The organism is Arthrobacter sp. DMZ02-1R, assembly GCF_057747935.1.
In genome coordinates, this window is record NZ_CM173230.1 from 4,547,445 (window position 1) to 4,573,565 (window position 26,121).

24 protein-coding genes and 1 pseudogene are annotated in these 26,121 nt (G+C 62.6%); 10 read left to right on the forward strand and 15 right to left on the reverse strand.

Annotated features, from left to right (window positions below; all coding sequences use genetic code 11):
• The first annotated feature begins 186 nt into the window (after window positions 1–186).
• Window positions 187–579 (forward strand): hypothetical protein, encoded by a 393-nt coding sequence (locus AC3ANQ_RS21610; RefSeq protein WP_488302932.1) that lies wholly within the window; start codon window positions 187–189, stop codon window positions 577–579.
• Between the two features lie 143 nt (window positions 580–722).
• On the opposite strand, the gene AC3ANQ_RS21615 is transcribed toward AC3ANQ_RS21610, so the two are convergent.
• The 4 genes from AC3ANQ_RS21615 to AC3ANQ_RS21630 all read right to left on the reverse strand — a co-directional run bounded on the left by AC3ANQ_RS21615 (window position 723) and on the right by AC3ANQ_RS21630 (window position 4,003).
• Window positions 723–1,391, reverse strand: a complete 669-nt coding sequence (locus AC3ANQ_RS21615) for a DEAD/DEAH box helicase family protein (RefSeq protein ID WP_488302933.1) — start codon at window positions 1,389–1,391, stop codon at window positions 723–725.
• Window positions 1,392–1,507: 116 nt separating this feature from the next.
• Window positions 1,508–2,401, reverse strand: a complete 894-nt coding sequence (locus AC3ANQ_RS21620; RefSeq protein ID WP_488302934.1) for an aminoglycoside phosphotransferase family protein — start codon at window positions 2,399–2,401, stop codon at window positions 1,508–1,510.
• Window positions 2,402–2,403: 2 nt separating this feature from the next.
• The gene (locus AC3ANQ_RS21625; protein WP_488302935.1) at window positions 2,404–2,667 is read right to left on the reverse strand and encodes a hypothetical protein; all 264 of its coding nucleotides are present in this window, start codon (window positions 2,665–2,667) and stop codon (window positions 2,404–2,406) included.
• Between the two features lie 877 nt (window positions 2,668–3,544).
• Window positions 3,545–4,003, reverse strand: a complete 459-nt coding sequence (locus AC3ANQ_RS21630; RefSeq protein ID WP_488302936.1) for a prevent-host-death protein — start codon at window positions 4,001–4,003, stop codon at window positions 3,545–3,547.
• A gap of 236 nt (window positions 4,004–4,239) precedes the next feature.
• Between AC3ANQ_RS21630 and AC3ANQ_RS21635 the strand changes: the two genes are divergently transcribed.
• Window positions 4,240–5,420 (forward strand): IS3 family transposase gene (locus AC3ANQ_RS21635; protein WP_488302937.1). Its coding sequence is split into 2 segments (ribosomal slippage): window positions 4,240–4,501 and window positions 4,501–5,420, totalling 1,182 coding nucleotides; the frame shifts between segments, so codons are not numbered across the junction.
• A gap of 463 nt (window positions 5,421–5,883) precedes the next feature.
• Here AC3ANQ_RS21635 and AC3ANQ_RS21640 read toward each other — a convergent pair.
• Window positions 5,884–6,252 (reverse strand): annotated as a pseudogene (locus tag AC3ANQ_RS21640) (DUF4113 domain-containing protein); the annotation flags it as partial.
• A 425-nt stretch (window positions 6,253–6,677) separates the two neighbouring features.
• On the opposite strand from AC3ANQ_RS21640, the gene AC3ANQ_RS21645 reads away from it, so the two are divergent.
• Window positions 6,678–6,866 (forward strand): hypothetical protein, encoded by a 189-nt coding sequence (locus tag AC3ANQ_RS21645; protein ID WP_488302938.1) that lies wholly within the window; start codon window positions 6,678–6,680, stop codon window positions 6,864–6,866.
• A gap of 211 nt (window positions 6,867–7,077) precedes the next feature.
• Here the strand turns inward: AC3ANQ_RS21645 and AC3ANQ_RS21650 are convergent, their stop codons facing one another.
• The 3 genes from AC3ANQ_RS21650 to AC3ANQ_RS21660 all read right to left on the reverse strand — a co-directional run bounded on the left by AC3ANQ_RS21650 (window position 7,078) and on the right by AC3ANQ_RS21660 (window position 10,438).
• Entirely contained in the window at window positions 7,078–8,016 is a 939-nt protein-coding gene (locus AC3ANQ_RS21650; RefSeq protein ID WP_488302939.1) for an endonuclease NucS domain-containing protein, read from the reverse strand.
• A 248-nt stretch (window positions 8,017–8,264) separates the two neighbouring features.
• A complete protein-coding gene (locus AC3ANQ_RS21655; RefSeq protein WP_488302940.1) occupies window positions 8,265–8,624 on the reverse strand; it encodes a hypothetical protein in 360 nt (119 codons plus the stop codon).
• 284 nt (window positions 8,625–8,908) lie between these two features.
• Window positions 8,909–10,438, reverse strand: coding sequence for a toll/interleukin-1 receptor domain-containing protein (locus AC3ANQ_RS21660; protein ID WP_488302941.1), 1,530 nt, complete (start codon window positions 10,436–10,438; stop codon window positions 8,909–8,911).
• A gap of 175 nt (window positions 10,439–10,613) precedes the next feature.
• Between AC3ANQ_RS21660 and AC3ANQ_RS21665 the strand changes: the two genes are divergently transcribed.
• The 3 genes from AC3ANQ_RS21665 (at window position 10,614) to AC3ANQ_RS21675 (ending at window position 12,901) form a co-directional block, all read left to right on the forward strand.
• Window positions 10,614–10,940 (forward strand): hypothetical protein, encoded by a 327-nt coding sequence (locus AC3ANQ_RS21665; protein WP_488302942.1) that lies wholly within the window; start codon window positions 10,614–10,616, stop codon window positions 10,938–10,940.
• Window positions 10,941–11,291: 351 nt separating this feature from the next.
• Window positions 11,292–11,696, forward strand: coding sequence for a tautomerase family protein (locus AC3ANQ_RS21670; protein ID WP_488302943.1), 405 nt, complete (start codon window positions 11,292–11,294; stop codon window positions 11,694–11,696).
• 176 nt (window positions 11,697–11,872) lie between these two features.
• On the forward strand, window positions 11,873–12,901 hold the full coding sequence (locus AC3ANQ_RS21675) for a Gfo/Idh/MocA family oxidoreductase (RefSeq protein WP_488302944.1): 1,029 nt from the start codon (window positions 11,873–11,875) through the stop codon (window positions 12,899–12,901).
• Window positions 12,902–13,140: 239 nt separating this feature from the next.
• Here AC3ANQ_RS21675 and AC3ANQ_RS21680 read toward each other — a convergent pair whose 3' ends face one another.
• From AC3ANQ_RS21680 to AC3ANQ_RS21705, 6 genes are all read right to left on the reverse strand, one after another.
• Window positions 13,141–14,160: a sugar phosphate isomerase/epimerase family protein gene (locus tag AC3ANQ_RS21680; protein WP_488302945.1), complete on the reverse strand. Its 1,020-nt coding sequence runs from the start codon at window positions 14,158–14,160 to the stop codon at window positions 13,141–13,143.
• Window positions 14,161–14,413: 253 nt separating this feature from the next.
• Complete coding sequence (locus tag AC3ANQ_RS21685) at window positions 14,414–14,914, reverse strand: GntR family transcriptional regulator (RefSeq protein ID WP_488302946.1); 501 nt, start codon at window positions 14,912–14,914, stop codon at window positions 14,414–14,416.
• Window positions 14,875–15,615 carry a creatininase family protein gene (locus AC3ANQ_RS21690; RefSeq protein WP_488302947.1) on the reverse strand — a complete coding sequence of 247 codons (741 nt, stop codon included), beginning with the start codon at window positions 15,613–15,615 and terminating at the stop codon, window positions 14,875–14,877. The genes AC3ANQ_RS21685 and AC3ANQ_RS21690 overlap by 40 nt, the downstream gene beginning before the upstream one ends.
• Window positions 15,612–16,586, reverse strand: coding sequence for an aldo/keto reductase (locus tag AC3ANQ_RS21695; protein ID WP_488302948.1), 975 nt, complete (start codon window positions 16,584–16,586; stop codon window positions 15,612–15,614). The genes AC3ANQ_RS21690 and AC3ANQ_RS21695 overlap by 4 nt, the downstream gene beginning before the upstream one ends.
• A gap of 23 nt (window positions 16,587–16,609) precedes the next feature.
• Window positions 16,610–17,047, reverse strand: a complete 438-nt coding sequence (locus AC3ANQ_RS21700; RefSeq protein ID WP_488302949.1) for an HtaA domain-containing protein — start codon at window positions 17,045–17,047, stop codon at window positions 16,610–16,612.
• Window positions 17,044–19,992, reverse strand: a complete 2,949-nt coding sequence (locus AC3ANQ_RS21705) for a cytochrome P450 (protein ID WP_488302950.1) — start codon at window positions 19,990–19,992, stop codon at window positions 17,044–17,046. Before AC3ANQ_RS21705 ends, AC3ANQ_RS21700 begins: the two co-directional genes overlap by 4 nt.
• Window positions 19,993–20,259: 267 nt before the next feature.
• Between AC3ANQ_RS21705 and AC3ANQ_RS21710 the strand changes: the two genes are divergently transcribed.
• Window positions 20,260–21,030: a GntR family transcriptional regulator gene (locus AC3ANQ_RS21710; RefSeq protein WP_488302951.1), complete on the forward strand. Its 771-nt coding sequence runs from the start codon at window positions 20,260–20,262 to the stop codon at window positions 21,028–21,030.
• A 210-nt stretch (window positions 21,031–21,240) separates the two neighbouring features.
• On the opposite strand, the gene AC3ANQ_RS21715 is transcribed toward AC3ANQ_RS21710, so the two are convergent.
• A complete protein-coding gene (locus tag AC3ANQ_RS21715; RefSeq protein WP_488302952.1) occupies window positions 21,241–22,680 on the reverse strand; it encodes a sugar porter family MFS transporter in 1,440 nt (479 codons plus the stop codon).
• A 313-nt stretch (window positions 22,681–22,993) separates the two neighbouring features.
• On the opposite strand from AC3ANQ_RS21715, the gene AC3ANQ_RS21720 reads away from it, so the two are divergent.
• The 3 genes from AC3ANQ_RS21720 to AC3ANQ_RS21730 all read left to right on the forward strand — a co-directional run bounded on the left by AC3ANQ_RS21720 (window position 22,994) and on the right by AC3ANQ_RS21730 (window position 26,070).
• The gene (locus AC3ANQ_RS21720) at window positions 22,994–24,022 is read left to right on the forward strand and encodes a substrate-binding domain-containing protein (protein WP_488305391.1); all 1,029 of its coding nucleotides are present in this window, start codon (window positions 22,994–22,996) and stop codon (window positions 24,020–24,022) included.
• A gap of 126 nt (window positions 24,023–24,148) precedes the next feature.
• A complete protein-coding gene (locus tag AC3ANQ_RS21725; protein WP_488302953.1) occupies window positions 24,149–25,255 on the forward strand; it encodes an ABC transporter permease in 1,107 nt (368 codons plus the stop codon).
• Complete coding sequence (locus AC3ANQ_RS21730; protein WP_488302954.1) at window positions 25,252–26,070, forward strand: ATP-binding cassette domain-containing protein; 819 nt, start codon at window positions 25,252–25,254, stop codon at window positions 26,068–26,070. The genes AC3ANQ_RS21725 and AC3ANQ_RS21730 overlap by 4 nt, the downstream gene beginning before the upstream one ends.
• The last annotated feature ends 51 nt before the right edge of the window (window positions 26,071–26,121 follow it).

The window sequence follows — 26,121 nt, forward strand, 5'->3', positions numbered from 1 at the left end:
AACCCAAGGATCCCTCAACGTGCATGCTGCACGTGGGCTGGTGTGAGCCAGGTGGAACGCAATGAGCCACCACTTACAGTTTGCGAGACTCGGCAGCGTGCGTCAGAGACTCTGGGGATTGCTGCCCGGAATCCGAGCTTCCGGGTTAGGCTCGCGGAATGAAGCTCCGGGGGGCTACTTCTGATCGTGTTTGGGGTGCTGGCCGTTGTCCTGGCCGTGGCCGTGTTTATCCGTGGGGGTGTCAGCACCGTCTGTCCCGCGGTCGGGCACATCTCCACAGGCGATGTGGAGTTGGTGTTTGCACACGAGCCGACGTCGGTTTCGGCATGCTTCGGGGAGGGCTGCACTCCGGCCCCGGTAACCAGGAACCCGGACGGCAGGTGGCTGGTGCCGCAGTCTGCGCCTTACCTGATGCCGCCCGTCAGCGTCACCTCTGTCTTTGTGGACGCGGTGGACTCTTCAGGTGTCCGTGTTGCTCGCGTGCTGCCGATAGAAACAGAGCCGACCGGGGAGCACCCTGACGGCCCCGAATGCGGCGGGCCGGTGCGGTTCAAGCCAGTACAGGTGCCGCCCGGGTGAAAACAAATGGCCCCACCGCCGCCCGACCTCAAGGCTTCCGGACCTGCAACGCGTTCTTCAGCAGGCTGGTCCTGGGTCGAGCAGCGAATACGTCCACTATGGGTCCGCAAAGAGGACCTCCGAACCGCCAATTTAACTTTCACTTATCCGCCAAGCAAGTTAACAGTCACAACTGTTAGGCCGACCGTTTTGCGAGCGGGCACCGCCTCAACTCGACGAAGGATTTCGTCCGCGACGCGCGCGAGCGGTGCGGTGGCGTCGATCCTGATGCCACCGTGTGGAATTTCTTCTCTTGTTCGGTGCAAGCGTTCGATCAGTTTCCGTTCCGCTTGTCGCCCTCCCCATTCGTCGTCCGGCCGCTCGCCAAGCCGTCGGTTCAACGTGTAGAGGTCGACCTCGAGAACGAAGACGCCATCAAACAGATCGATGAACTTCGCGAGGTTTCTCGAGCCACCGCAGAAGAACGTCACCGCCTCGCGCTTGTCTCCGATCAGGGCCTTCACTTTGTCCACGCTCCAGATGTGGTGATCGTGCACGGAGACGCCGGTGATGCCCGCCAGTGGTTCGCCAGTCTCCGGATCGCCCTGATAGGCCAGCTCACGGTCGCCGTTGATGGCGTGGTAACCGCGCCGCCGCAATTCGTCGCAGACCGAGGTTTTGCCGGTGCCGGAACCGCCTTCGACGAGGTAGTTCTTTCTGCCCATGCCTGATAGTACCGAAGCGATACGCGAGACGAGCGCTGCGGTGTAGGCGCCGTCGCCTGCTGCTGGGAACGGCAGCGGAGAAAAACGTTCGTTTTCGTGCACGGACACAGCCGGTTCCTGCAAGCTCCCAACTCCCTGTCTGTGAGTCGCAGAGTTATATGGCTCTCTTTTCGCAGCGCTATTTGGCGTGCTCGCCTATCCCAGCCGTCCCGTTGGCAGATCCTTCACAGGTCGGGGTCGCCGAGGATTCGGGCGAGGGTGCTGCGGCCGAGGGCGCTCATTCCCGGGTTGGTTCTCTGGTAGTACCAGACCAGTCCCATCGACTGCTCGAAAGCCCACGCAGCGCCCCGACGCCACTCCACGGGGTCGCAGTCGAGGTCGCGGCGCAGGGACTCTCGCGCGTCCTGGTCTAGGAGGTGCCAGGCCGCGACGAGATCAAGCGCAGGATCGGCGGGCGCGAAGCCCCCGCCGTCGAGGACTCCGGCGAGGCGATCGTCTTTCACGAGAAGATTTGCCGGGATGAGGTCCCCGTGGGTCATCAGCTCCCGTCCCGCGGGCGGGAGTTCGCAGAATCGCGCCCACAGGAGGCGGAGCGGGGCCACATCGAGGATGCCTTCGCTCTTGGTGAAGCAGACGTCCATCCATTCGCTGTGATCGGGGAGGTGACCTCCGCGGCCGGTGCCGGTGAAGAGTCGTCCGCGGGTGTCGGCTGTCCGAAGTGCCCGGATCAGTGAGGCGAGATCGTGAGCGAACGGGGTCGAGTCCGCGAGGCCGGTTGGCGTTGCGGCCTCCCCAGGAATCCACGTCTGCACTGCCCACGGGAGCGGGTAGCCGCGATCCGGCCGGCCGACGGCCACAGGCCTGGGCGTGGGGACGGGAATGTTCGCGCTCAGCTCGAGCATCGTGTCGGCCTCGGCTTTCAGTTTCGCCTCGGTCTCGTCGGGGTCGGCGGCGCGGAGAGGGAAGCGGGCAGCCAGTTCGGTGCCGATGCGGAAAATCGCATTGACAGTGCCATCGGACCTGACAGCGGTGACCGGCTCGCTTCGCCACTTCGGGAACTGGTCGTAGATGATCTGACAGGCGAGATCGGCATCGATAGCCAACTGGTCATCGTGCATGCTCAGCCTCCGTAAGCCGATCGCCCATCCGGCACAAGCCTGCCGGACGTTCGGCGCTCTCGCCGGCCAAGCACCGAATCCGCAATCTGCTGCGCGGCTTGGTCCGCTGTGATGTGTGTGGTGTCGATGACCTCGGCTTCATCGTGGAGCCAGGTATGAGCTGCCTCGGCGTACGGTTCCAAGTACGCGAAGCGGAACGTCGAGGGGCCGAGGTCTTTGTCGTTCTGTATGCGTTCGCGGAGCGTGGCCTGGTCGGCGTGGAGCACGAAATGCTGGATAGGTATGCCGTGTGCGGTAAGACCATCGCTGATCTCCCCCCCAGTAGCTCTCGACCAAGACCGTCATCGGCATCACGAGTGTGCCTCCGGTGTACTCGAGCACGCGCCGAGCGGTTTCGACAACGAGCGGTCGCCACGGCTCCCAGTGCTGGAAGTTGTCCGTTGCAGGAAGTCCCGGCCTGATGTCCATGAGCACCTCACCGACCTTCTCAGCGTCGAGGACGCGCGCGTCGGGCAGCAATTGCTGCAAGAGCGCGCTCGTCGTCGTCTTTCCCGCCCCGTGGGTGCCGTTGAGCCAAACGATCATGGACCGAACTCTAGCGCCAAGAAGTGTCCTTCATGGGGCGCCCGTAAGCCGGTCGTCCACCGGTCGGTCCAAGACTATCTGCGGGCTCTTCCAAATGCCGGTGGTCCCCTGTTTTCCAGATTCCCGTATGAGGCGCCCGCAAAACTGCCCGGTGAACGTGCCCTAAACGCTCCACTCCAAGTCGTCTCGCAACCCTAGAGATCGGTGGCGTCTCGTCGATCCGCGACGATTCCCGTACCTACGTCTCGAAATCTCTCGACTGAATCGGTGAGCTCACACTCAGTTACAGGACATATCGGAGCAGCCCACTACAAAACTGATCGGGCACGCACACTGTTCCTAGGCGACCCGCCCCATCACTGATGTCCCGGACTGTCCTGGCCTCCTGACGACAGGGACAGGTAGGGCCAGAAATCGCAATTGTTCACCATCGGCGGTGCGGCAGGGGAACTCTTCGGGAACGCGAGATGGCACCATCTTTGGATCAGAACTGGTCCCCGTCCACGTCGCCACTGCCAGGGATCGGGCTGTTTCAAACTCTTGGTCCTCGGCCATTCCTCAAGGACGTTCTATGGTTTCCGGGAGATCCTCAAGCCATTCCACCGGGTCCTTACCGAGCCCGGCCGCGATGGCTGCTGCAGTTTCACGCCAGGCCCTGAGCTCCGCAATGGCCAAATGTGGCTGGTTGGTGGCGAAAGACGCACGCGCGGCAGCCAGGACAGTTTTTGCACAGGCATCCTGATCAGCCGGGCTCAGAGCAAGCATCCAGGGAAAGCGGTCGCTCATGCGAGCGGCAAGCGTTCCATCCGTGCTTGACGTGACCGCGACAAGGTGTGCAGCCAGTTCCAACAGCGAGGCCCTCGCCCGATCGGCGCTCTCGGTCATCAGCACAAGGGACTCTCCGTCGCGGCGCGTGATCTGGACAGCGTGGTCCGCCGCTGCCGCAAAAACGTCAGCGGCAGAGCGGCTCAGTTCAGATGACTGAAACGTTGTCCGGGATCTGCTTGGCGGTTTCATGCACCAACACTAACTCAGAACGTGTTCTGAGTTAGTGTTGGCAGTCTTCTCGGGGAGGGCCGAACTTTGACTTCCACGCCCACAACATAACGGTCATTATGTTGTCGATTAGAGGGGCGTTCAGACACGGGGACGACGCCCGACAAACTTGATCGTTACCAGGGCTCTGAGCTGCTGCGGGGATTTCGGACAGCGGGCCCTCTTAAAATGAGGGTCTACCGAAAGTAGAGATCAGCATGACCGCATCACGCAGACGATTCACCCAGGAGTTCAAGGACGAGCTGTGCCGCGAGGTGATTAACACGTCCAGGCCGATCAAGGACGTGGCCACCTCGTACGGTGTCGGCCCCGAGACGCTCCGCAACTGGCTCATCAAGTACCGCGAGGCGAACGGTGGCACGGAGGCGGATCTGACGGTGACGGAACGGGCCCGGCTGAAGGAGCTCGAGCGTGAAGTTCAAGAGCTGCGGGCAGAGACTGCCTTCTTGAAAAAAGCCAGCGCTTACTTCGCGCGGGAGCAGCGGTAGTGAGCAAGTATGAATTCATCGATTCCCAAAAAGCCGAGCCTGCCAATCTGAATTCGGTGGTGAAAATGTGCCTGTGGTTGGCCGTCTCGACGTCCGGTTTCTATCACTGGGCCACGCGTCCGCAATCGGCCACGTCGGCGCGCCGCGAGGCTCTGACGGCCCGGATCCGGCACTACTTCGAGGAGTCCGAGGGCACCTACGGGTACCGGCGCATCCACGCTGATCTCGCCGTGGAAAAGACCGAGTGCTCTCCGGAGTTGGTGCGGCAGATCATGCGATACCAGGGCCTGGTGGCCTGTCAGCCACGCCCGTTCCGCATTACCACCGAGGCTGATGCTGAGGCAGCGGCGGGTATGCCCGACCTCGTCAGGCGGGACTTCACCGCTGACCGCCCCGGGGTGAAGTTCGTCGGCGACATCACCTACATCCACACCTGGCAAGGGTTCGTCTACCTCGCCACCGTCATCGACTGTTACTCGAAGAAGGTCGTCGGTTGGTCCATCGCCGATCACATGCGCACCGAGCTCGTCGCAGATGCGCTCAGGAACGCCGCCGCCACGACCCTGATCGAGCCTGCCGCGATCTGGCACTCCGATCGGGGCAGCGTCTACACCTCGACGGAGTTCAGGGCCCTGGTGACCGGTCTGGGCATGCGCTCCTCGATGGGACGCACGGGGGTGTGCTGGGACAACAGCATGGCCGAATCGTTCTTCTCAGCCCTGAAAAACGAGCGTGTCTATCGGACCGTTTACGCGACTAAATCACAGGCTCGGCGCGACGTCATTCGCTACATCGAGGGGTTTTACAGCCGGCGCCGTCACTCCGCGCTCGGTTACCGGCGTCCTAACGAAGTCCACTATGGTTATCAACAGCCAGCCTTGGCAGCGTAGAAGAATCCACTAATTCCGCTGTCCGAAATCCCCGCAGCAGCCCACTCTTGGCCCTCGTAAACTGGGGCCGCCACTGTATCGACAGGGCGTTTCGGGCGGGTGTCGTTGCCAGGATGGGCCCGCCGGCATAGACACTTGGTTCAGGCCACGAGGAGCGCGAAGGCGTTGGCATCGGATTCGCGACCTGCGCGGGACACAGCGGAGCTTCGGCCATTGGTTCAGCCGGGTTCAACCACCGCAGCTATGCCAAGCTATAGGAGTTATTGGATTTTTCCTATAACCGGGTATAACTACCAATAGATCGCAATAGTTGGACTTGTAATGTCTCCGCGCGGTGTCGGTTTCGCTGACGACGACAGGATTTGGACTGCCCGTCGGACGAGATGTGGAAGCTGAACAACGCGCGAGCCCGTCCAAGATCCGGTCGCCGAAGCCCCAGCGATCGGCTCCTTCGTGGCAAGCCTTAGGCGGCTTTGACGAGGGGTAGTTCGTCCCAGTGGGTGGTGTACCGGGGTGAGAGCATGTCGCGTTTCATGGTCCAGTCCGCGCCGCCCTTGATGCCAGCGTGCCCGAGCCCGATGGAGCCTCGCCCGTATTTCCCGGCCACTTGTTCCAGCAGCGGGCCGATGCCGCGTTCCTCGTGGACGTTCCCGAACAGCTCCAAGGGTTTTTGGTTCCCGCTGGGGCGCAGGTCGGTGACCATGATGCCGGCGCGGACGTATTTCACGCCGTCGTTGATCCTGGGAATGAGGGCGTGGGCCGCTTTGGTGAGGATCACCGGGTCGGCGGTGGGCATCGGGAGCGCGACGCACACGGACGGGTACGTGAAATCTGACGTGGGACGTGGTGGAACTTGGAACTATAAGGTTTCCATTGGGCTCTGGATGGATATCGGCGTCGACAAGACCCCAGAAGCCATTGAGGTTTTACATTCTCTCAAGGCCGTCCCCGAACGGAAGCGCCGACATTCGTGAACCTTAGAAATGGCCGCCGGGGGTCGGGGAATCCCGTTTGAACGGCATTCGAGGCGTAGTTTCCCGCGATAGATGCTCCAGCAAGGCTCCCGGTGATTGCAGCGAGAGCAGCGATGATCGCTGATCCGTGTCGCTTCCACTTCAGCGCTTTCGACCATCTTTCCCACGAGGAACTGCTTGCTAGATCGGGTAGGCGTGATCAATTCCGCGGTTTCGCTACCAGACAGAAGTTCGCTATCGAGAGGAGTTGCCGTTTCGTCCCCAGCCGAACTTACTCATCTGCATGTCTGGTTATCCTATCCGCATTCATTCTCGATCAACCACGCTGCGGCGTCTCCGTAAGATCCGCATCATGGTCCCGGTGACCACGGGCGCGGGCGCCCAGCACATTGTCGATTGGTATGGCATGGGCGGCTATGGGCGCTCGTTGAACGCCGTGCTGGACGCCACTCTGGAGGCCGTGGCGGGATGACTGAGAAGGCGCGCGTCTTTGAGCCTTACTTGACAAAGTGTCGATCAACCCTCAGCAGTCCCTTCTCCCCACTATCGGCCATGATGCACTCCTTCAACTCGCCGCCCGCCGGGGCAACCGAACCGGCTATGGCCACCCCAACCTCAACCGCGACGCTCAAACAGCTCGATTAGGACCAACGAGCCAAGAGGAAGCGATGGCGTGATCGTCGTTAGAGTTCTGATTCCCGGCCGATCGGGTTCCGCTGGTACGCGACAACGGTGTGATCGCCGCGGTATGTCCGAGCAGACGGCGGGGCCTTGAACGTGTTGTAGGCAGCCATATCGCTACGTCGAGCCACGAAAACACGGGTCCATTCGTTGGACTCGGCGGTGATCGCGCACACCTGCCGGCCAACTAGTCCTTTGTTGCGGAGGTGCACGCCGATGGCCGGTTGCGCGTCAACCCAGTCCTGGTAGCGCTCGAAGATGAAACTGAAGGTCACGAAGGGCGTGAAGTCATGAGCGTGGGTCAACCAGAACCGCCGGATGTTCTCGTTAACCGGATAGTTCACTGACGGTCTCGGCAGCGCAACGATGTGATTGGGAGGTGTCGACGGTCTCGTCACCGCGTGCGAGCCTTCCTCCACGTCCTGATCGTTTCGACAGCACGGAATGAGGCTGACCGCGTCCGACCGGACGACGTAACGGAACGTTGTGACCGAGGAACCACCATCCAGCAGCTCCAGGATGCCGTGAGCGGTTGTCCGGTGGATAGACGCTGCAATAATCACGATTACCTGAGACTCATTCACTGTCTCTGGTAGCGGGCGGCCGAAGTGCCGTTGGAAGGCCTCCACCAGGTCGAACCTAAGATCACCGGCAGCGACGACGCGAATGATCTCCGCTCGGTTCAGCCGCTTGATCGAGCTACGATAGCCGAGAACCTGGGCGATTATGGAGGGGCGGGCTTTGTCCCGTTTCAGCTCGATGATGTAGATGACACCAGTCGAATCGATCGCGAGCAGATCGATGATTCCTCCGACCACCTTCACCTGCCGGCCAATGATCAGCAGATCCTGCCCGGTAAGCAAGGGATGGGCCTCAAGGTAGTCCTCCAGGTCCTTCTCGGACCGGATCGGGAACTTGGGGGCTCTGGTTTCCGCGGTCACCGCCAGTCGTCCGTTCCTCCGATGAGTGCCGGGCCAAGTGCGGGTGTGGAGTGATTCATAAGCAACGAGAATCGGGGCAAGCGGTGTGCTGCTGGCGCCACCGACGATCCCCTTGAATGCCGGCGCTTGTAGAAGACCTGAAGCAAGCATTTCCCGGCGTGCGCATTAGGCACCCCAGTTCAATGCATTCAGGGGCCACAACCTCGTCCTCTTCTCCAATAAGGCCCAACATAGGGGCAGGCTACGACCTACAAAGTCGGAAGCTCCATCTCCGCCAGTCTCTTCACGGCTTCGGGAGTCGGCCGGCCCAGTTCCTCGTCCAGGACAACCCTCAATTGCGCGGCCCGAATGTTACGGCGCACATACAGAGCCATTTCTCTCCGTGATGCCGGATCCGTACGAAGCTTCCCGTCCGACGATCTCAAAGTATCAAACGGCGACGGCAGCTGCGGCATCGTCAGCTGCGCCAGTCGCACCACCGCCTCCGGCGTCGGTCGTGCCCGGGCCCCGTCCAGGACGACCCGGAGTTGGGCCGCCCGGATATTCCTTCGTATCCGTCGAATGGTTCGTTCCCTGGAGGTCTGGTTCTCGTCATCATCGGCGGACATTGGCTCGCCCCTCTCTGCACGTTGCGTTCATCATTTCAGAGCGTTCCGCAGCCGCCAAGGGCTCAACGACGACTCGCATTCGCTGCATCCGGCCACGACATCAGGGCCCGCCCGTGGTCCCGGCGCAGCGAACTCTTGGAGGAACTCGCCAGGAATTGGGTTCCCCGAGGCAGGGCCTTTCGTCATCCCCTGCGCCTGATTCGGGCAGGCCCGGAGTTGGACCCGGACGAGGTGCAGATTCCCGGCTTTCTCTCCCACGATTGACCTCTGCAATGTCCCCGCGGCTAGAGCTGCCTATCCAGGAACATGGGGATCGCTTCGTCGATCGCATGAGTGTCGAAATTTCCGACATTGAGGCGTCCGGGTACAGGCACAACCTTCTTTCCAAGGAGGCCTTGCATGATCGGCGCCCAACGCTCGCCCTGTGCTTTGTACTCATCTGCCAGAGCATTGTCAGGGCCGTTGTGCATGTGTCGGGGCTTCCAGGTGTAGCGGCTGTCCCACTTGCCAACACCATAGCGTCCTGCCTCGGCGGCTTCGACTTTGGCCACGCACGCCTTCAATGCAAGAAGTGCCTCTGCCTGGTCGAACCGCTCCTCGTAGTCTTCGTCGTCGGGGATCAGGTCGACGAACAGAGGCCTGAGTGTCGTGAAGAGGTAGGTGGGTACAGGCGTAAACCGAGGCATCTGCTGTCTGGTTCTGAAGCCTTCGATTACCGCAGACGTCACGGGCTGTCCCTCGGCCTTCATGGTGACGGCAGTGGGCACCCACGCCTCGGCGTGTTGGAACATGTAGTGAGGATGCAGCAGCGCGATCATCGGATCGGGCCCTTGAATGGTGCGGATGGGTGCATCCAAGAGCGCTTCCAGGCTGTAGAAATTCGACTTGTCCGTGGATGCAATCGCTGACACGTATGACAAGTACATGGGAACGAATTGCTGAAGGGCCACCAGCCTGGTGTGCCCGCCGTCGGAGTGCGCGTTGAGGATAAGTTTTGCCGCCCGGCGCCAGAGCTCTGCGTGCTTTTCCTCTCCCCATGCTCCGGCCACGACGAGGATTTTAGCGAACGGTTCCAGTACATGCTGGTAGGCGGTCAGGCGCTCCACGATCTGCTCGACGACACCTACACTGTCAGGTTCGGTTCCACTGACAACCACGGAGAACTGTGGATCATCGGTGAGCTCCTTACGGATCTTCGACGCGACCCCCATTACGAAGTCGTCGAGGTCGATGTCACGGCTCGGGTCACGGAGCATTCCTTTGACCACGCGCCCCGGATCCTCCTGGGAGGGCTCACTCCCTGTGCCTGACCCTGTCGTCAAGGAACGGGAGTCGCCTGGATGCGGGCCAAGCAGCCTGGCAACGGCGTTCGCTAACTTCACGAGCTCGCCCACGTGTTGGGGGCCGAAGTAGTCGGTTCTGTGGATGTCGTCGAGGGTCTTTCCACCGCCCAGACTGTACTCCGGCAGGGAGACGTCATCGAATCTAACAGGGAAAAGCCATGACTTGGCGGGCGGACGCTGTCGGTACTGGTCGACTGCTAGAACCAACTCTTCGAACTGATAGGAAATCTCACGAGCTGCACTCGCCTCTGAGAAACACGCGATGAAGGCCAAGCTACCCTGCGTGATGGCTTTCTGGATCTCGGTCTTCCAGTCAGCTCCGGGAAACAAGTCTTTCTTGTCGCGCCAGACCTTCACTCCCACTGCTTCGAGGACTTGCTGCAATTGGTCGACGCGCTCTGAATCCTCGTGCACATACGAAATGAAGGCGTGCTTCTCAACCTGCGAATGTGGTGCACCGTCAAATGTCATGTGCTCAGTATCCCGTCTCGCTCTCCTCTTCTCAGAAACACGCCAGCCTGGCCGCAAGAATCCGGCGGAATGACCTAAAGCATCCCTCGTCGAGATGTTGCGTGGGTCACAGTTCGTGCCTAAGCTTGCGTGGGCGGTCGCAGCGTCGCGGCCGCCCGTCAACGGCAGGAGCACGATGACAGACAAGCTCAACGTCCTGGTCCGTGTGGACATCGATTGCGCCCGCGCCAAGATCGCGCCCCAAGGCCGCATGACAACGCAAAGCCTCCAGGCCCTCTATGTGGTCGTGAAACGCGCCAACGCCCTGATGGAAGGCCTGAGCCTGGAGATCGACGTGACACGCGCCAGGGTCGAGCCCGAGGCTCTGGAGCAGCTGCGCGTCTGTTCGCAGTCCCATCACCTGCCCGCCCACATCGATCCGTTCCAGGCCGACTGCAGACTAAGCATCCTGGCACCCGAGGGTGCCTCCACAACCGTGAGGAAGGTAAGTCTGGCGGCCTGACCCGTCCATTTCCAGCCCCTGATCGGGCGCACGTGCACTGCAGACCTCTGCCGGCCACGACCTGTGCCGTTCCGGACGCACGTTCGAACGGATCTACATCCAGATCTACATCCAGATCGGATTCGCCCAGGAAAAACCTGACGAACTCACCGCACCGGGCGCTTCCCCGACCATGAATCTTGGTTGCCGGTCCCCCGTCAACTCAGGGTGACTTTGACCTGTCCACGGCGCTGGGAATTGGGAGCCGTTGGGGTAGCCCCCCGGTTCGGATGCGGCGCCGCATGGTCGTAAGAGCTGCCGTCCTATAAACTATTTGTTAGTATGTCAGGACAAATAGACGAAGGAGAATTCATGCCGCTTGTTCGTATCGATGTAAATGAAGGCCGCAGCCCGGAGCAGCTTGGCGAGCTTAGTCGCCGAATCCACGATGCGATCCTGGCTGAATATTGGATTCCCGAGCGCGACTACTTCCACATCATCACCGAGCATCCTTCCGGCCAGATTGTTGCCCAGGATGCCGGTCTTGGTTTTGAACGGAGTTCCGGCGTGGTCATGATCCAGATCTTCACCCAGGGCGGCCGCAGCCGCGAGGCCAAGCAGTCGCTGTTTGCTGCCATTGCCGCCCGGCTCGGCGAGATTGGGGTGGCCGGCGAAGATGTGTTCCTGGGCTACGTGGAAAACAGCGCCGAAGACTGGTCCTTCGGCTTCGGCCGGGCCCAGTATGTCACCGGCGAGCTGGACGTTCCCCGCAAGTAGAGGCAACCCTTTGGGGGTCCGAATCTGCCCGTGCTCAGGCCCGCAATCCGGGCAATTTCCACGGACTACGGTTTGTTGTAAATATGTCAGTACAAATCTTTGACAGGACATGAATTCTGGTGCCATAAGGACAAAGCAGGAGCGGCGGCGAAATCCCACAGCACGAAGGAGACCTTGTGAAACTTGGACTCGTTGGATACGGCTTCGGCGGCCGGATCTTCCACGCTCCGTACATCGCAGCCGCGGACGGGGTGGAGTTCGCGGGCATCGTCACCCGCTCCCCGGTCCGCCGCGCGGAGGCCGCGGCGGACTACCCGGGCATGCCGCTCTACGGCACCTTGACGGAACTGCTCGCCGCCGGAGTGGATGCTGTGGTCATCACGACGCCGCCTGAAACGCGCCGCGAGCTGGTGCTCGAGGCAATCGCGGCCGGGGTCCATGTGGTGGCGGACAAACCGTTCGCCCCGAGCGCCGCGGTGGGGCGAGAACTGGTCCAGGCAGCCGCGGACGCCGGCGTCATCCTCAACGTCTTCCACAACCGCCGCTGGGACACGGATATCCGCACGCTGCGCGCGGTGCTGGACTCCGGCCGGGTGGGGAAGGTGACCCGATTTGAGTCCCGCATGGATTTCGACGATCCGGAAACCCTCGAGGCCGGTCCGGCCGGTGGCCTGTTGCGGGACCTCGGCAGCCATCTGGTTGACCAGGCCCTGTGGCTCTTCGGCCCGGCCGCCAGCGTCTACGCCACCCTCGACTGGGCGGACCTGGACGCCGGCCGCACCGACTCCGGCTTCTTTCTCACCGTCACGCACCGCAGCGGCGTGCGGTCCCACCTCTCGGCCACCAAGATCAACCGGCTCACCGCGCGGGAGCTGCGGCTGCTCGGCGCCGGCGGAAGCTACGTCTCGCAACAAACTGACGTGCAGGCCCAGGCCGCCATTGCCGGCAGACGCCCCGTGGACGGTCCGGCTTCGTGGGGGTATGAGGAAGAATCCCGCTGGGGAACGCTGACGACGGCGGCCGGCGCCACCCGCGTGCCGTCCGAACAGGGCGCCTATCACCACTACTACGAGCAGTTCGCCCTGGCCGTTGCCGGGCACGGACCCCAGCCGGTCCCCGGCATCGAGGCGGTGCACACACTCGAAGTCCTGGACGCTGCCCGGCTCAGCGATGCCGAGTCCCGCACAGTGGACATCTCGGCCTAATCGCCTAAAAAACGTCCGGCGGGGAGCCGGCACCGTTTGCCGGCTCCCCGCCGACGTCCCTTAAGCGTCACCCCCGAATCGGAAGTGGTACCTATGTCCGGCATGCAAGACCCTGAACCCGTTCCGGACCGACCCAGCCCCCGCTTCGGAGGAACGCGAAATGATCGGGAATTCGGCGGTAGTGCCGGGTGCAGCCGAGCCCGGTGGGATACTGCCCGCCGGGCTCCTTCAGAATGCTTCTAGGCCGTGACGTTCAGCGACTCGGTGAGTGCGGCATCGGCATCGCGAAGGACCTTGGATGCCACTTCGAGCCCTTCGATCCGGCCGAGGGAGGTATCTTCGTGCTCGATGTTGACGAGCATGTTCGGGTCAGCTTCGTGCAGGGCGCGCAGGAACTCGGTCCAGTAAGCGGTGTCGTGCCCGCGGCCGAGGGCAACGAAGTCCCACGCCGAGTTCTTGGGCCACTCGTTGGCCCATTCGTCGCCGCCGAGGTTGGTCCGGTTTTCCTCGGCGGAGAGCCGGCGGAAGCTGTTGTCGAGGACACCGTAAAGGGCGGCGTTCTCCGTGTTCACGCGGACGTCCTTCGCGGCAGCCTGGAAAACCAGCGGGCCGAGTTCGCGGACCACGGCCACCGGATCCATCTGCTGCCAGAACAGGTGTGAAGCATCCAGTTCGACGCCCACGTGGGTGGCTCCCGTGAGTTCGATGAGCTTGTGGACATCGGCAGTGTTGAACACGATGTTCTGCGGGTGCAGTTCAAGGGCTACCTTGACGCCGTGGTCGGCGGCCAGACGGTCTGTCTCGCGCCAGAACTTCGCCGCGATGTCCCACTGGTAGTCGAGGACGTCGAGCGCGGCGGAGTTCCAGGCGTTCACGATCCAGTTGGTCACGGTCGCGCCGGGCTCACCGCCGGGCAGCCCCGACATGGTCACGACCCGGTTCTGCCCGAGGCGCTCCGCGAGCCGGATGGAGCGGCGGATGTCCTCGGCATGCTTCTCGCCGATTTCGCGCTTCGGGTGCAGCGGGTTGCCGTTGCAGTTCAGGCCTGCGATCGCAACGCCGGTCCCCTCGAAGATCCCGAGGTAGTCGTCGCGGGCCGCGTCGCTCTCCAGGATCTGGTCCATGGTGGGGACATGGACGGCGGGCAGGAATCCGCCCGTGTTGATTTCGATGCCGGTGAGCCCGAGGTCGGCGATGACCTTGAGCGCTTCGGGGAGCGGCCGGTCGTGCAGGATTGCGTTGTAGACGCCGAGTTTCATAGCTTGATTTTCTTTCCGTTGTTGTTAGTGGTGGATTCCTTGACCGTGGCCAAGGCCTCCGTGGTGTGGACCCGCTCGTCGAAGGCGAAACGGCGCTGCAGGGCCTCGGATTCAGGAAGGTCCGTGATTTCTTCCAGGAAATCGCGCGCAGGGGTTGATGAACAAAGCGAACCCTTTCATTTGCCTTCGTCGCCCGATACCCAATTTTCTACGACGACACTGCCGCTGCAGTGTCCAAGGAGCTGGCCGCCGATCACCGAATGAAGGTGCCACTCTTTTGGGTTCGGACCAGCATGCCTTTGTCCTCAAGGTATGACCAGGCACTGCGCACCGTCGAAACGGCGAGCCTGAGTTCGTGTGCCATTTCCGACTCGGGAAGGAGCCTGGCTCCGTGGGGGATTTCCCCGGAGGCGACCGCCTCCTCGACGCTCTGGGCGAGTTGGTAGTACAAGGGCTCGGGTCCGTACCGCCTGAACCGCAGTACCTGCGCGAAGGAAACCGCGGGCTCTGCGGGAGCCCCTTCCAGGTCTTGAGAGCTGCGCGGGTCCGGCGCCTTCCCATCCACGATTGAAACCACAATGCCTCCTTCCCGTTTGTAGAAGCGGGTCCCTTGGACTGATGCGCATGTCTGCAGGGGCATGCCGGTCCAAGAGACCTGCTTCAGCGATGCCGGGGCCATCCGTCCCCGGGTGGAGGGACAGTTGGCCCCGGGATTCAGTTCGAGGGTGTCGCGGCGGCTGTTTCCGCCAGCCATTCACCCATGTGTTCGAGTAGCGTTGGGCCCGATTCAAGGACCGCGACCCGTGGGTCGGGGCCGAAAACGCCCCACAGCGGGTTCTGGGGTTCGTGGCGATGCAGCCCGTAGGGGTCCCCGTCCGGATCCACGGCTGGGTGGGTGTCTGCCGGGGGCAGACGCTCCAGGTGCACCAGTTCGGGGGCTATTCCGGCCAGCAGGGTCGTCTCGAATTCTCCTGCGTGATCGGCAGGGAGCGGAGCGGTCGGGCACCTGTTCACCGCGGTCGCTGTGACTTTGAGGGTGCCGTTTTCGCGGTCATTCCATTTCGCTGAGACCTGGTCGATCATGTCCAGTTGTTCGGGGGCAAAGTGTCCACTGAATATCACTGCAGTGGTCACTCCGAAGTCCTCCAGCCGGGTCAATGTCGCATTCAGGTGCTTGCTGATCCCGTCTCCCCCGTTCATCATGATCGTCCACGGGTATTGGCCGTGACCGCCGCCGAACCCTTGGTAGACCGTCGGGAGCACGATCCCACCGCTGCGGTGGGCTGCGGAGACGCACACGCCGTGGGCGGTCAGGGCGTCCAGCCCGATCGGCAAGTGGGGTCCGTGGAACTCCAAGGTGCCCAACGGTAGGTAGGCGATCGAGTGGTCAGCCAAGCGCGCGTTAAGTTCCTCCGGGCTGAGAAGCTCGGCCTGAACCTGATCGGTGCGGCTCATTTGTAGTAGTTCCTGATCCATCCGTGCTCGGCAAGCTGCCCACGCAGCTCCTCCGGGAACGCTTGTCCGTCGGAGTAGCCGACGTTCCGGGCGATGTTGCGGGAGCTGCTCATGCCGGCGATCACGGTGGAAACCTCCGGGGAGGCCAACACGTATTTGATCGCTGCTTCTGCAAGCGTGGAGTAATAGGGGGCGACAAGCTTCTTCAACGCCTCTACCCGGCGAAGAGTCTCGCCGAACCGCTCTCCGCGGAACATCTCCCGCTGCTGCGATCCTTCCTCCCAGCCGTCGTAGGTCTCGGGTGTCCAGAGACCTGACAAAGATCCCGAGTCGAAGGCGACCCTGTCGATGATTGCGGTATCGGTTTTCGCTGCCGCGGGGAACAAGGTGTCCACGGGGCGCTGCTCGAACATGTTGAAGATCACCTGGATTGAATCGACCAGCCCAAGCTCCGCAAGCTGAACACCTTCATCGGGACGATAGTCGCGGATGGAGACGCCGATCTTGTCGATCTTTCCCTCGGCACGCAGCTCGTTGAGCGTTTCAAGCCAGTCCAGCTCGCCGATTCCTGATCGCAGCCAGCAATGAAGCTGAAGCAGGTCCAGGCGTTCGACCCCGAGACGCTTCAGGGAAGCTTCGACGTTTTCACGCAGGTACCAAGCCGGATAGCGGCCGCGCATCTGCGGATCGTCCTGATCCGGGTTCGGCCACTGGATTGGCCGGGTCTTGGTCCCGACATAGATTTTGTCCCCGTCCCACCGACGAAGCGATTCCCCGATGACCTCCTCGCTGTGCCCGAACCCGTAGAATTCGGCGGTGTCGACGAAGTTAATGCCCTGCTCGTAGGCCGTCAGCAGTGCACGGACGGATTGTTCGTCGTCCACCGTGCCCCATTGCCCTCCAAGCTGCCAGGCGCCGAAGGAAATCTCACTGACCTTCCAGCCGGTGCGACCGAAGTTGCGATACTGCATGTTGTCCTCTCTGGTTCCACGCGTCAGGGCGCGGAACGGATCGTCAGGGGCGCAAGTGAAGCGCCCAGGGTGTAGACGCCGCCGAGGACGGCGGCACCATCGTCAGTAAGGCTCACGAACTCTGAGTGAAGGACGGCGCCGTCGCGGACTTCCACGTTCATCAGCTCCGCAATGGGAATACTTACGCCGGATACCTCGGCGGACAGAACCAGCCGCCGAGCGGAGCTTTCGAGTCTGAACTCATCGAGGGTCACGTCCAGAACACCGTGATGCCCGTAGAAATGGATGGTTCCGATAAATCGGAAGCTGTCCACGTCCACCCGCTGGCCAGGAAGAACGAAGACACCTGCGCGTCGCGCGGCCCCATTGCGTGCTTCGATGAGTCCGTCAGGGAGCGCCTCAACGTAGGCGATGAAGCTCTCCTTGACGCCCCACTCGAGGGCAAGGTGTCCGGCGGTCATCGGCCGAACGCGACCGGCAGCTTGGCGAAGCCGCGGATGAGCTGCTTCGAGAAGCGCTCCGGCAGGCCGACGATCCGCACGGATGGACCCTCCACGAGCTCCTCGACGAGCACGCGCGCGCACAGCCGGAGGAAGGGAGCCCCCATGCAGGCGTGCGCACCCTCGCCAAACGACATGATGCGGCTCGCCGGTGTGATCTCACGGGTGATGTCGAACACGTCGGGATTCTCGTACACCCGTTCGTCGCGGTTGGCCGATCCCTGCAGGAACGTCACCCGCGAGTTCGCGGGGATCACGGTACCCGCGATCTCGACGTCCTCGGTCGTTTGTCGCGAGACATTCTGGCCCGGGGTGTCGTAGCGCAGGCACTCCTCGATGAACGCCGGGATCATCGAGGGGTTCTCGCGCAGGAACGGCTGCAGATTCGGGAAGCGGTCGAGCACCATGATGACCTGGCTCAGAAACGCGGCGGGTGCGTCGCTCGCCGCGGCGAGCACGAGGTGGGCCAGGCCGACCTGTTCCTCCGGCTTCACTTTGCCGGCGTGCACAGCGAGCGTGATCTGGGTCATGGCATCGGTCGCGGCGGGATCGACGCCGGCCTCGATCTCCGCCTTGCGCGCTTCGAAACGCTCGGCGATCATCTCCTCTGTCTCAACGACCGCTACGTTGGCGTCCTCTGGCACGCCGGGGGCACCGACGACGCGCACAAGTTCTCGCTCGATATGGTCGACGAACGCCGGCACGTCGCTCATCGGCCGGCCGAGCAGCATCACGGCCATGCCAACGCCGGTGGGGAAGCCAACCTCGCCAGTGAAGTCTCCGCCGCCCTGCTCCCAGAAGGGCTTGAGCAGCGCACGGATGTACTCGCGCATTCCGTCCTCCTTCGCCAGGATCTCGCGCACAGAGAAGGTACGGCGGATGGCTGCACGCAACGCGGTATGGCGCGGAGGGTCGATCGTTACAAGGAATCCCTCGCCGAACGAGTCGTGCGTGCCGTCTATGTCGTTGCCCCGCGCGCTTGAGAAGCGCTTGGTGTCGGCGAGGCCGGCGCGAACGTCAGCGTACCTGGAGACGAAGTAGACGTCCCGCTCCACGTTGTAGTACACCGGCGCCTCATCACGCAAACGCTTGAACAGGTCATACGGGTAGTCGTAGTCGGCGTACGAGAAAGGATCGTAGTGAAGTGTCAGGCCCCTCGGCGTCAGGCTGCTGTCGACATGCACCGCCGTCGTGATGCCGACGGTTTTCGCGGGCTCCGCCGCGGTCACCGCTTCGGAGACCGCTTGCAATGTAGCCGCCTGGGCCCCGGCGGGCGCGCCGGCGCTTGATCCGGTCGAGGCACCCGCGATCGTCGCGCGCGCCCACTCGAGGGCGTCTTCGTTTGGGAGCGTGCCGTCGACTGCGTCATGGCGCCCGTACTCGCCGACGCGTGTCGCGCCGAGCGCCGCGAGGCGGGCATCGATGTGCTCGCTGCCGCGGCTGTAGAACTCGTACGAGCTGTCGCCGAGGCCGAACATCGCGTACCTGATCCCCGTGAGGTCCGGCTTCCTGGCATCGAGCAGTTCGGCGAACGGCACGGCGCTCGACGGCATGGCGCCCTCACCGTGGGTCGAACAGATGACCAGCGTCAAGTTCTCGGGCCGCAGGTCGGCGATCGTCGCGTCGGTCATGTCGATGGCGCGGATCCCGAGTTCGTCCGACAACTCGTCGACCAGCATGTCGACGACCGTCTCGGCGTTGCCCGACTCGGTTCCGTACAGCACGACGACTTCTCCCGGCCCGCTCGCACCCTCCTGCTGACCGGTCAAGGTCTCGTCCGATCCGGGTTCGGTCCGGCCTTCGACGTCCGCGATGATGGCGTCGGCTACGGTTCGCGCGTCGCTGCGGTTCGCGGGGATGGTCCCGACGGGGCCCCGCCGGAACCAACCGACGCAGTAGATCCCGTTGCCCAGCAGGCCGCGGTCGAGGTCTGTGGTTTCGGACTCCAGGGTGCTGCGGAGAAGAACGTCGTCGGCGGCCTCGGTGAACCCGACGGCGGTACACACCGAGTCGGTGTCCAGCATCAGCTGCTCACGGCGGCCCGCGGTGTCGCGGAATACCGCGCGGTCGACGCGCTCCTCGCCTTCCAGGTGCGAAGGTGTCCAACCGAAGTGGAAACGTACCTCGCGGGTTGCGGCCACTGGGGAGCCATCGACCAAGTCGGTGATCGCGCCGGTCTTTTCGTCGCTGTCTTCCGCGCGGTCTATGTCCGTGGTGAACCTGACATCGGCGAGCTTTCCCAGCTCGCGCACCATGGCGGGATCGAACTTTGCATGGGCGACACCAGAACGCCCGACGACGTCGATGTGTTCCACTGGTCCGCTGGACACAGCTTCGATGGCGTCATAGGGAACTCCGAGTTCGACCAACTCTGCCGGCGGGGTGAGCATCAGCCGCACGAGATCAATGGCGACGTTGCCGTTCCCGACGATCACCGGGCGGCGGCCGATGCTGATGCGGGTGGAGTCCCGGTCCGGGTGACCGTTGATCATTCGGGTCAGTTCGCCCGATCCATAGACTCCGGCGTGGGTGGCGTGCCCTCCTGCCCGGTGGAACCCGTCGATCGTCCGGTCTGCCCACAGACCTGTAGCGAGTACCACGACGTCGAAGTCGGCACGCAGGTCTTCGATCGAAATATCCCGGCCGACTTCCACTCCGCCGATGAACTGGACCCGATCCCGGGTAAATAGCCGCTCGAACTGCTTCGCGATCGCCTTGGTTCCCAGGTGATCCGGGGCGACACCGTAGCGGATCAGCCCATACGGGGTGTCCAGACGATCGAATATCACAATGTCCGATTCTGCCCAGTGCTTGCGAAGGAACTGCGCCGTATAGCATCCTGACGGCCCGCTTCCGACGATCGCGATTCGTGGATGCCCGACCTGAACTGGCTCTGCGCGCTCCATTGGTACCGTGCTCCTTTGCGACCAGATGATTCTTACGCTTCGAGACTACGAGCCGAACACCAGGCTGGCGTCGCCAGGCGAGGAATATCCGTCCTGCTGTTCGTCAAGACAGTCGGGTCTACCAGAATTGGTCTACTGAACTAGACAAGTCGCTCCGGCCACGAAACTGTAGCGGTCCCCCTTCGATGAAAAATGGGGCCTCCCGAGCATGGGCTTTACGTCCGCCAGGCGATAGCAACCACATGCCGGGATGACATACTTGGGGATATGGAGCCGTTCGTCGTGGAGCAGGATTCGCCGCTGAGCGTATGGGGACAGATCGAGAGGGATCTCCATCGTCGAATCGAACTCCTCGAGTTTCGCCCCGGGATGCGTCTGCCATCAGAGAACGAACTTGCTGCCCACTACGGGGTGAGCCGGATGACGGTGCGCCGGGCCATCGAGAGCCTGGTGACAGACGGGTATCTGCGCTCCAAACGCGGTTCCGGTACTTTCGTGACCGAAAGCACCGGCACTTTCGATGTGGACTTGCTCCGGCCGTGGCGCGAACAACTTCTCGCAACCGGGCATGTGGCCCGTTCCCGCCTCACGGAATACTCAAAGGACACAGGGGTCGCCATCGAGCTTCTCGGCCTCATCGAGCACGACGAGGCGCAACGGTTCGTTTTCGGCCTCCATATTCAGGAGGTCGACGGCGTCGCAATCGCGATGACGGAATCATGGCTTCCCGCGACGAACCGGGCGATTCTTTCGCAGAAACCGCGCTCGGCACTGGCCACCGCCTCCGGTTCCATCCGCATCTCGTTCGCCAGTCGCCGCCAGGCGGGTCTTCTGAACTCACCAAAAGACGTCCCGCTGCTTGAAGTCACGACTTGCAGCAGATTGCGGGAAACGGGGGAGTTGGTTGAGCTTGCCCGCACGTCCTGGATCGCCGGCCGGGTGCGGCTCAATTACGGTCGAACCCTCACGATCGGCCAGATAGATATGTCGGAACTGATGTCGCCTGAACTGCAGCGCGAAGGACTCAAATCCCGCTGACTGCTGGCCCTGCAGATTCCGTCGGGCCCCGACCGCCGCAAGGCATGACGGGCAGCACCTCACTGGATGCGTCAGGGTGGTCTTCCGCATCGGACGACGACCCCGCCAAGGGCTGGAGGTTCGGAGGACGCGCTAGGGTCAAAAGGCGGGCGGCGCCGGGATGCTCATCAACGTGCCAGCGCCGCCCGCCTTTTGACCCTAAGGACGCATCTATTTCTTGTGGACGAGGTAGATGGCCCCCGTTGTCACATCCTCTTCGAGCGCCTCGAGGGTGCGGCCGCGTGTCTCCGGCACTTGGGTGATGGCGAAGATCAATGCCACGACGTTGATGGCGGCGAAGAGGAAGAACGAGCCGGTGATGCCCACGGCACTGACGAGCGATGGGAAGAAGAGCGAGAGGAACCCGTTCGTCACCCACAGGACGAACACCGAGATTCCGATGCCGATGCCGCGCATGTGCAGCGGGAACACCTCGGAGAGATACACCCAGACGGCGATGTTGAGGAACAGTTGTACCGATCCGACGAATACGACGACGAGTGCAAGGATCACGAAGGGACGTGCGGGGTTGCCAACCGGAAGCGCCATCGATGCGACGCCGATGAGCAGGTGCGAGACGGTCGTCAGGGCGAGGCCGAGGATGAAGTTCTTGCGCCGGTCGATGCGGTCCATGAGGAGGAGGGCGGCCGAGCCGGCTACGACGGCGATAATGCCGGGAGCGATGTTGGCGATGAGCGCGCCGCTCTCGCTGAACCCGGACTCGACGAGTACGGTCTGGCCGTAGTACATGATCGAGTTGATGCCTGTGAGCTGCTGAGCCATTCCAAGGCCGATGGCCACGAGCAGGATGCGGAGCAGGTTCTTGTTGGAGAAGATTGCGCGCCAGCCGATCTGGTGGCTCTCCAGTTCTTCCTTGGCGATGTGTTCGACGTCCGCGAGCTCAGCGGACGCGCGGTCCTCGGAGCGGACAGTCCGCAGGACCGTGAGTGCCTCCTCATGCCGGCCCTTCTCCACCAGCCAGCGCGGGGACTCGGGCATCCGTAGCATGCCGAAGAACAGGGCGACCGCGGGCAGGGCGCAGATCGCGAACATGACGCGCCAGACGCCCTCGATGTGGCCGAAGACGCTGCCGATGACCGCGTTGACGACGAACGCGGCCAGCTGGCCGATCACGATCGCGAGCTCATTCCGACCGGCGAGGGAGCCGCGGATCTCGTATGGGGCGAGTTCCGCGAGGAACACGGGCACGACGGTCGAGGCGCCGCCGACCGCCAGGCCGAGGAGGACGCGGCCGACTACGAGGACCTCGAAGTTCGGTGTGAACACGACTGCCAGGGTTCCGGCGAAGAAGAGAACGGCGAGCAGGATGATCGTCTTTCGGCGGCCCCACCCGTCCGAGAGGCGCCCTCCGATCAGCGCACCGATTGCGGCAGCGAAGACGAGGGAGCTCGTAACAACGCCTTGAGTGATCGCGGTGAGACCGAGCTCGGCGGACATCGGGCGGAGGGCGCCGTTGATGACGCCGGTGTCGTAGCCGAAGAGAAGGCCGCCGAATGTGGCGACCAGGGCGACAAGGCCAAGGCGCCTGCGGTGAGGGCCATTGGTCAGTGGCGGCAGTGAGGTTTTGCCGTGAAGATGTGCGGTTTCCATGGGACTCCTTTGTCGTACAGGCGCGGATCCCTCGGTGATCCGCGTCACTTACCCTAACACGCGAAAGTTAGTATGTTCGGTCAAACTGACAACACGACCAGGCAGTAAAAGGCTCGGTAACGCCGAATATTCCAGACTCCGGCTGGTGGATCGGCAAAGTATTTTCCAAAATGTCAGAACAAACTCTTGACAGATCTATCGCGCGATATGTCTACTGGTTGTGATGGACGCCACAGGGCGTTCGTGCAGGAAACCCGTCACCGCCCCATCGGCAGGCGGATTTGCGGGTCCATGAAAGGACTTGGACGTGTCAATGAAGACCACCACTCGACAGAAGGCGACCCGTGTCGGCCTGGCCGCCGCCGGGGCTGCCGTTCTTCTGTTCGCCAGCGCATGCAGCAGCAATAGCTCCGCCAGCAGTTCATCCAGTACCGCACTTAAGGACGGCTTCGGTAGCCACGCTCAGAACCGGTCAGTATTTTTCTTGACTTACTACGACCCTGCCGGGGACGCCTTCTGGAACCAGATGGCCACAGGCGCCAAGGACGCAGCCCAGCTGGGCAATCTGGAGATGACTGAGCAGACCGCGGGAGGGGACGCGGCCAAGATGGGCGACCTCATCAATTCCGCCATCGCCAACAAGCCCGCGGCGATCTTCGTGCCCTTCAATGACCCGTCCTGGGAAGGCGCGGCCTGCGAGGCCTCCAAGGCCGGTATTTCCGTGTACGCCTTCAACGTTCCCCCGTCTGCCAACGCGAAGTCCTGCATCAAGGCGTTTGTCGGTCAGGACTTCCGGCAGGTCGGCCAGCTTGTCGGCCAGCGCCTGCTGAAGGAAGTCAAGATTGGCGCTGGGGACAAGGTGCTGTGCCCCGCCGAAGAGCCCACGCAGCAGTACGCCATCCAGCGCGGCGGCGGCGTGGAAGACGCGCTCAAGTCCGTAGGCGCCAAATGCACCTACCTGCGCACCTCGGCTGAGGACGCGGCCGCCCTCGACTCGATGACTTCATGGTTGACGGCCAACAAGGACGTCAAGGCGGTTGTCCCGCTGGGTGGCACTCCGCACCGCAATGCCGTGCCGGCCGAGGACGCCGCAGGCGTGAAGGTCCCGATCATCGGCTTCGACACTTCCCCCCAGGTGATCGACGGCATCACCTCAGGCCGCATCATCGCCACCGCCGACCAACAGGGCTATGTCCAAGGCTTCCAGACCGTCCTCCAGGCCAGCCTCCAGCTGGACTTCGGACTCTCACCGGCAGACATCAACTCCGGCGGTAACGGCCTCATCGACAAGACCAACGTGGACAACCTCAAGGCCAAGGACCTGCAAGGCGTCCGCTGGTAACGAAACGCCGCGAGGTATGCGGGGCTCGACTCCGGGCCCCGCATACCAACACCAAACCCGCGTCACATGAACAGCAACACCAGGGCCTGCTAGATGGCCCGAACACAGAGAATTGAGAGAGCCGAAATGGCCAACATCAAGAATCCGACGGAACCCGTCGCGAGCGGGCAGCTCCCGACTCCGGCGCTTGCCATGGACGAGACGCCGACAAGGCGGCGCCTCGCCGACAGCAGGCCCACTACTTTGTCGGGCAAGCTGAAGGAAAACCTGTACTACCTGCGGGGCCGAGGCGCCCTCGAGATCGGCGTTGTTTTCGTCGTCATCCTTGTCGCATTCTCGGTTTACAGCGCCGTGAGCCCGGGCTCGTTCCCGTTCCTGTCCAAGGACAACATGTCCGGCGTCCTGTCCCAGAGCATCCCTGCGCTGGCGATCCTCGGCATCGGCGTCGGCGTCCTGATGATCTGCGGCGAGTTCGACCTCTCGGTCGGGGCGATGATCGGCTTCGCCGGCGTCGTGTTCATCCGCGTTTCCAACCAGACCGACTGGGTTGTCGGCCTGCTTGCAGCCGTGGCCAGCACGATCGTGATCGGTATCATAAACGGCCTGATCGTGGTCTACACGAGGATCCCTTCCTTCATCGCGACGCTCGGCATGAGCTTCTTCTGGACCGGCGCGTCGATCTTCATCAACGGCCTCACCCCGGCAACGTTCCTCCCGGGCGTCCGCACGCCGGAAGCGGTGAACATCCTCGCAGGTGACTACGGCTACTTCCGCTCACAGGTCGTATGGATGGTCGTCATCGGTATTGTCGCCTGGTTCTACCTGCACCGACACAAGGCCGGCAACAAAATCTACGCGGTCGGCGGCAATGCAGCCGCCGCGGCCGCCGTGTCGATCAAGCCCCGCGCGGTCAGGCTCCAGGCCTTCGCATTCCTTGGGCTCATGGTCGGTCTGGCCTCGGTCCTTATCGTGGGCCGCACCTCGGGCATGCAGCCGGGGACGACCGCTGACTACACGCTTCTTGCGGTGGCAGCAGCAGTTGTCGGCGGATGCTCACTCACCGGAGGCCGCGGCTCGATCATCGGCATGATCGTGGGCGCCGCCCTGATCCAGACGATCCAGAACGGCCTCATCCTGGCCAAGGCGCCAGGTTTCTATGTCCAGCTCTTCCTCGGCGTCGCCATTGTCATCGCCGCGGTATTCAACAAGTTCATGGAAGGCAAAGCATCATGACTGCCCAAGCCTCAGAGATGGCATCAAGCATGACGACGAACGGCGGACCTCTCCTCCGGATCGACAAGATCGTCAAGAGCTACGGCCCCAACACAGTTCTCAAAGACGTCTCGTTCGAGATCGGCAAGGGAGAAGTAGTAGGCCTTCTCGGTGATAACGGCGCAGGCAAATCGACGTTGGTGAAGATCATGTCCGGCGTCGTGCCAATGACCAGCGGACAGTACTTCTGGGACGGCGAGGAAGTCGCCAAGGTTACCCGGCCTGAGACGGAACGCCGCGGCGTGGAGACCATCTTCCAGGACTCGGCCCTCATACCAACGATGTCCATCACCCGCAACATCTTCGCCGGCCGGGAGATCACCAACCGGTTCGGCTTCATGAAGATCAAGGAGATGGACGACATCACCACCGAGATCCTCGACTCGGTGGTCCACATCGAGGGCATCAAGAGCGCGAAGCAGCTCGTCGGATCCCTCTCCGGCGGGCAGGCCCAGGCCGTGGCGATCGCTCGAGCCGTCCACTTCAAGAGATCACTCCTCATCCTCGACGAGCCGACATCGGCACTCGCTGTCAGGGCCACCGAAGCCCTGCTGAACTATCTCCTGCAGCTCAAGAGCGAAGGCGTCAGCTCAGTTCTCGTGACACACAACCTCCACCACGCCTACAAGGTTTGCGACCGCCACATCGTCATGAACCACGGCCGTAAAATCCTCGACATCCGCCGGGAAGACACTTCCGTTGAAGAGCTCACCGCCGCCGTCGTTGAAGGGGCCGAAGGCATCAAACGATTCCGCGAGGGCCAGGCACTCGCCTGAGCTGGCCCCGCCGGTCAGAGTTATTCGGCCCCCTGCGGCGGTTGATGATGC

Bases quoted from the DNA above. Each gene is read 5' to 3' on its own strand.
- AC3ANQ_RS21620 (WP_488302934.1), bottom strand. From the start codon at position 2,401: ATGCACGATGACCAGTTGGCTATCGATGCCGATCTCGCCTGTCAGATC.
- AC3ANQ_RS21630 (WP_488302936.1), bottom strand. From the start codon at position 4,003: ATGAAACCGCCAAGCAGATCCCGGACAACGTTTCAGTCATCTGAACTG.
- AC3ANQ_RS21645 (WP_488302938.1), top strand. From the start codon at position 6,678: ATGTCTGGTTATCCTATCCGCATTCATTCTCGATCAACCACGCTGCGG.
- AC3ANQ_RS21655 (WP_488302940.1), bottom strand. From the start codon at position 8,624: ATGTCCGCCGATGATGACGAGAACCAGACCTCCAGGGAACGAACCATT.
- AC3ANQ_RS21660 (WP_488302941.1), bottom strand. From the start codon at position 10,438: ATGACATTTGACGGTGCACCACATTCGCAGGTTGAGAAGCACGCCTTC.
- AC3ANQ_RS21665 (WP_488302942.1), top strand. From the start codon at position 10,614: ATGACAGACAAGCTCAACGTCCTGGTCCGTGTGGACATCGATTGCGCC.
- AC3ANQ_RS21670 (WP_488302943.1), top strand. From the start codon at position 11,292: ATGCCGCTTGTTCGTATCGATGTAAATGAAGGCCGCAGCCCGGAGCAG.
- AC3ANQ_RS21680 (WP_488302945.1), bottom strand. From the start codon at position 14,160: ATGAAACTCGGCGTCTACAACGCAATCCTGCACGACCGGCCGCTCCCC.
- AC3ANQ_RS21685 (WP_488302946.1), bottom strand. From the start codon at position 14,914: ATGGCTGGCGGAAACAGCCGCCGCGACACCCTCGAACTGAATCCCGGG.
- AC3ANQ_RS21690 (WP_488302947.1), bottom strand. From the start codon at position 15,615: ATGAGCCGCACCGATCAGGTTCAGGCCGAGCTTCTCAGCCCGGAGGAA.
- AC3ANQ_RS21695 (WP_488302948.1), bottom strand. From the start codon at position 16,586: ATGCAGTATCGCAACTTCGGTCGCACCGGCTGGAAGGTCAGTGAGATT.
- AC3ANQ_RS21700 (WP_488302949.1), bottom strand. From the start codon at position 17,047: ATGACCGCCGGACACCTTGCCCTCGAGTGGGGCGTCAAGGAGAGCTTC.
- AC3ANQ_RS21705 (WP_488302950.1), bottom strand. From the start codon at position 19,992: ATGGAGCGCGCAGAGCCAGTTCAGGTCGGGCATCCACGAATCGCGATC.
- AC3ANQ_RS21710 (WP_488302951.1), top strand. From the start codon at position 20,260: ATGGAGCCGTTCGTCGTGGAGCAGGATTCGCCGCTGAGCGTATGGGGA.
- AC3ANQ_RS21715 (WP_488302952.1), bottom strand. From the start codon at position 22,680: ATGGAAACCGCACATCTTCACGGCAAAACCTCACTGCCGCCACTGACC.
- AC3ANQ_RS21720 (WP_488305391.1), top strand. From the start codon at position 22,994: ATGAAGACCACCACTCGACAGAAGGCGACCCGTGTCGGCCTGGCCGCC.
- AC3ANQ_RS21725 (WP_488302953.1), top strand. From the start codon at position 24,149: ATGGCCAACATCAAGAATCCGACGGAACCCGTCGCGAGCGGGCAGCTC.
- AC3ANQ_RS21730 (WP_488302954.1), top strand. From the start codon at position 25,252: ATGACTGCCCAAGCCTCAGAGATGGCATCAAGCATGACGACGAACGGC.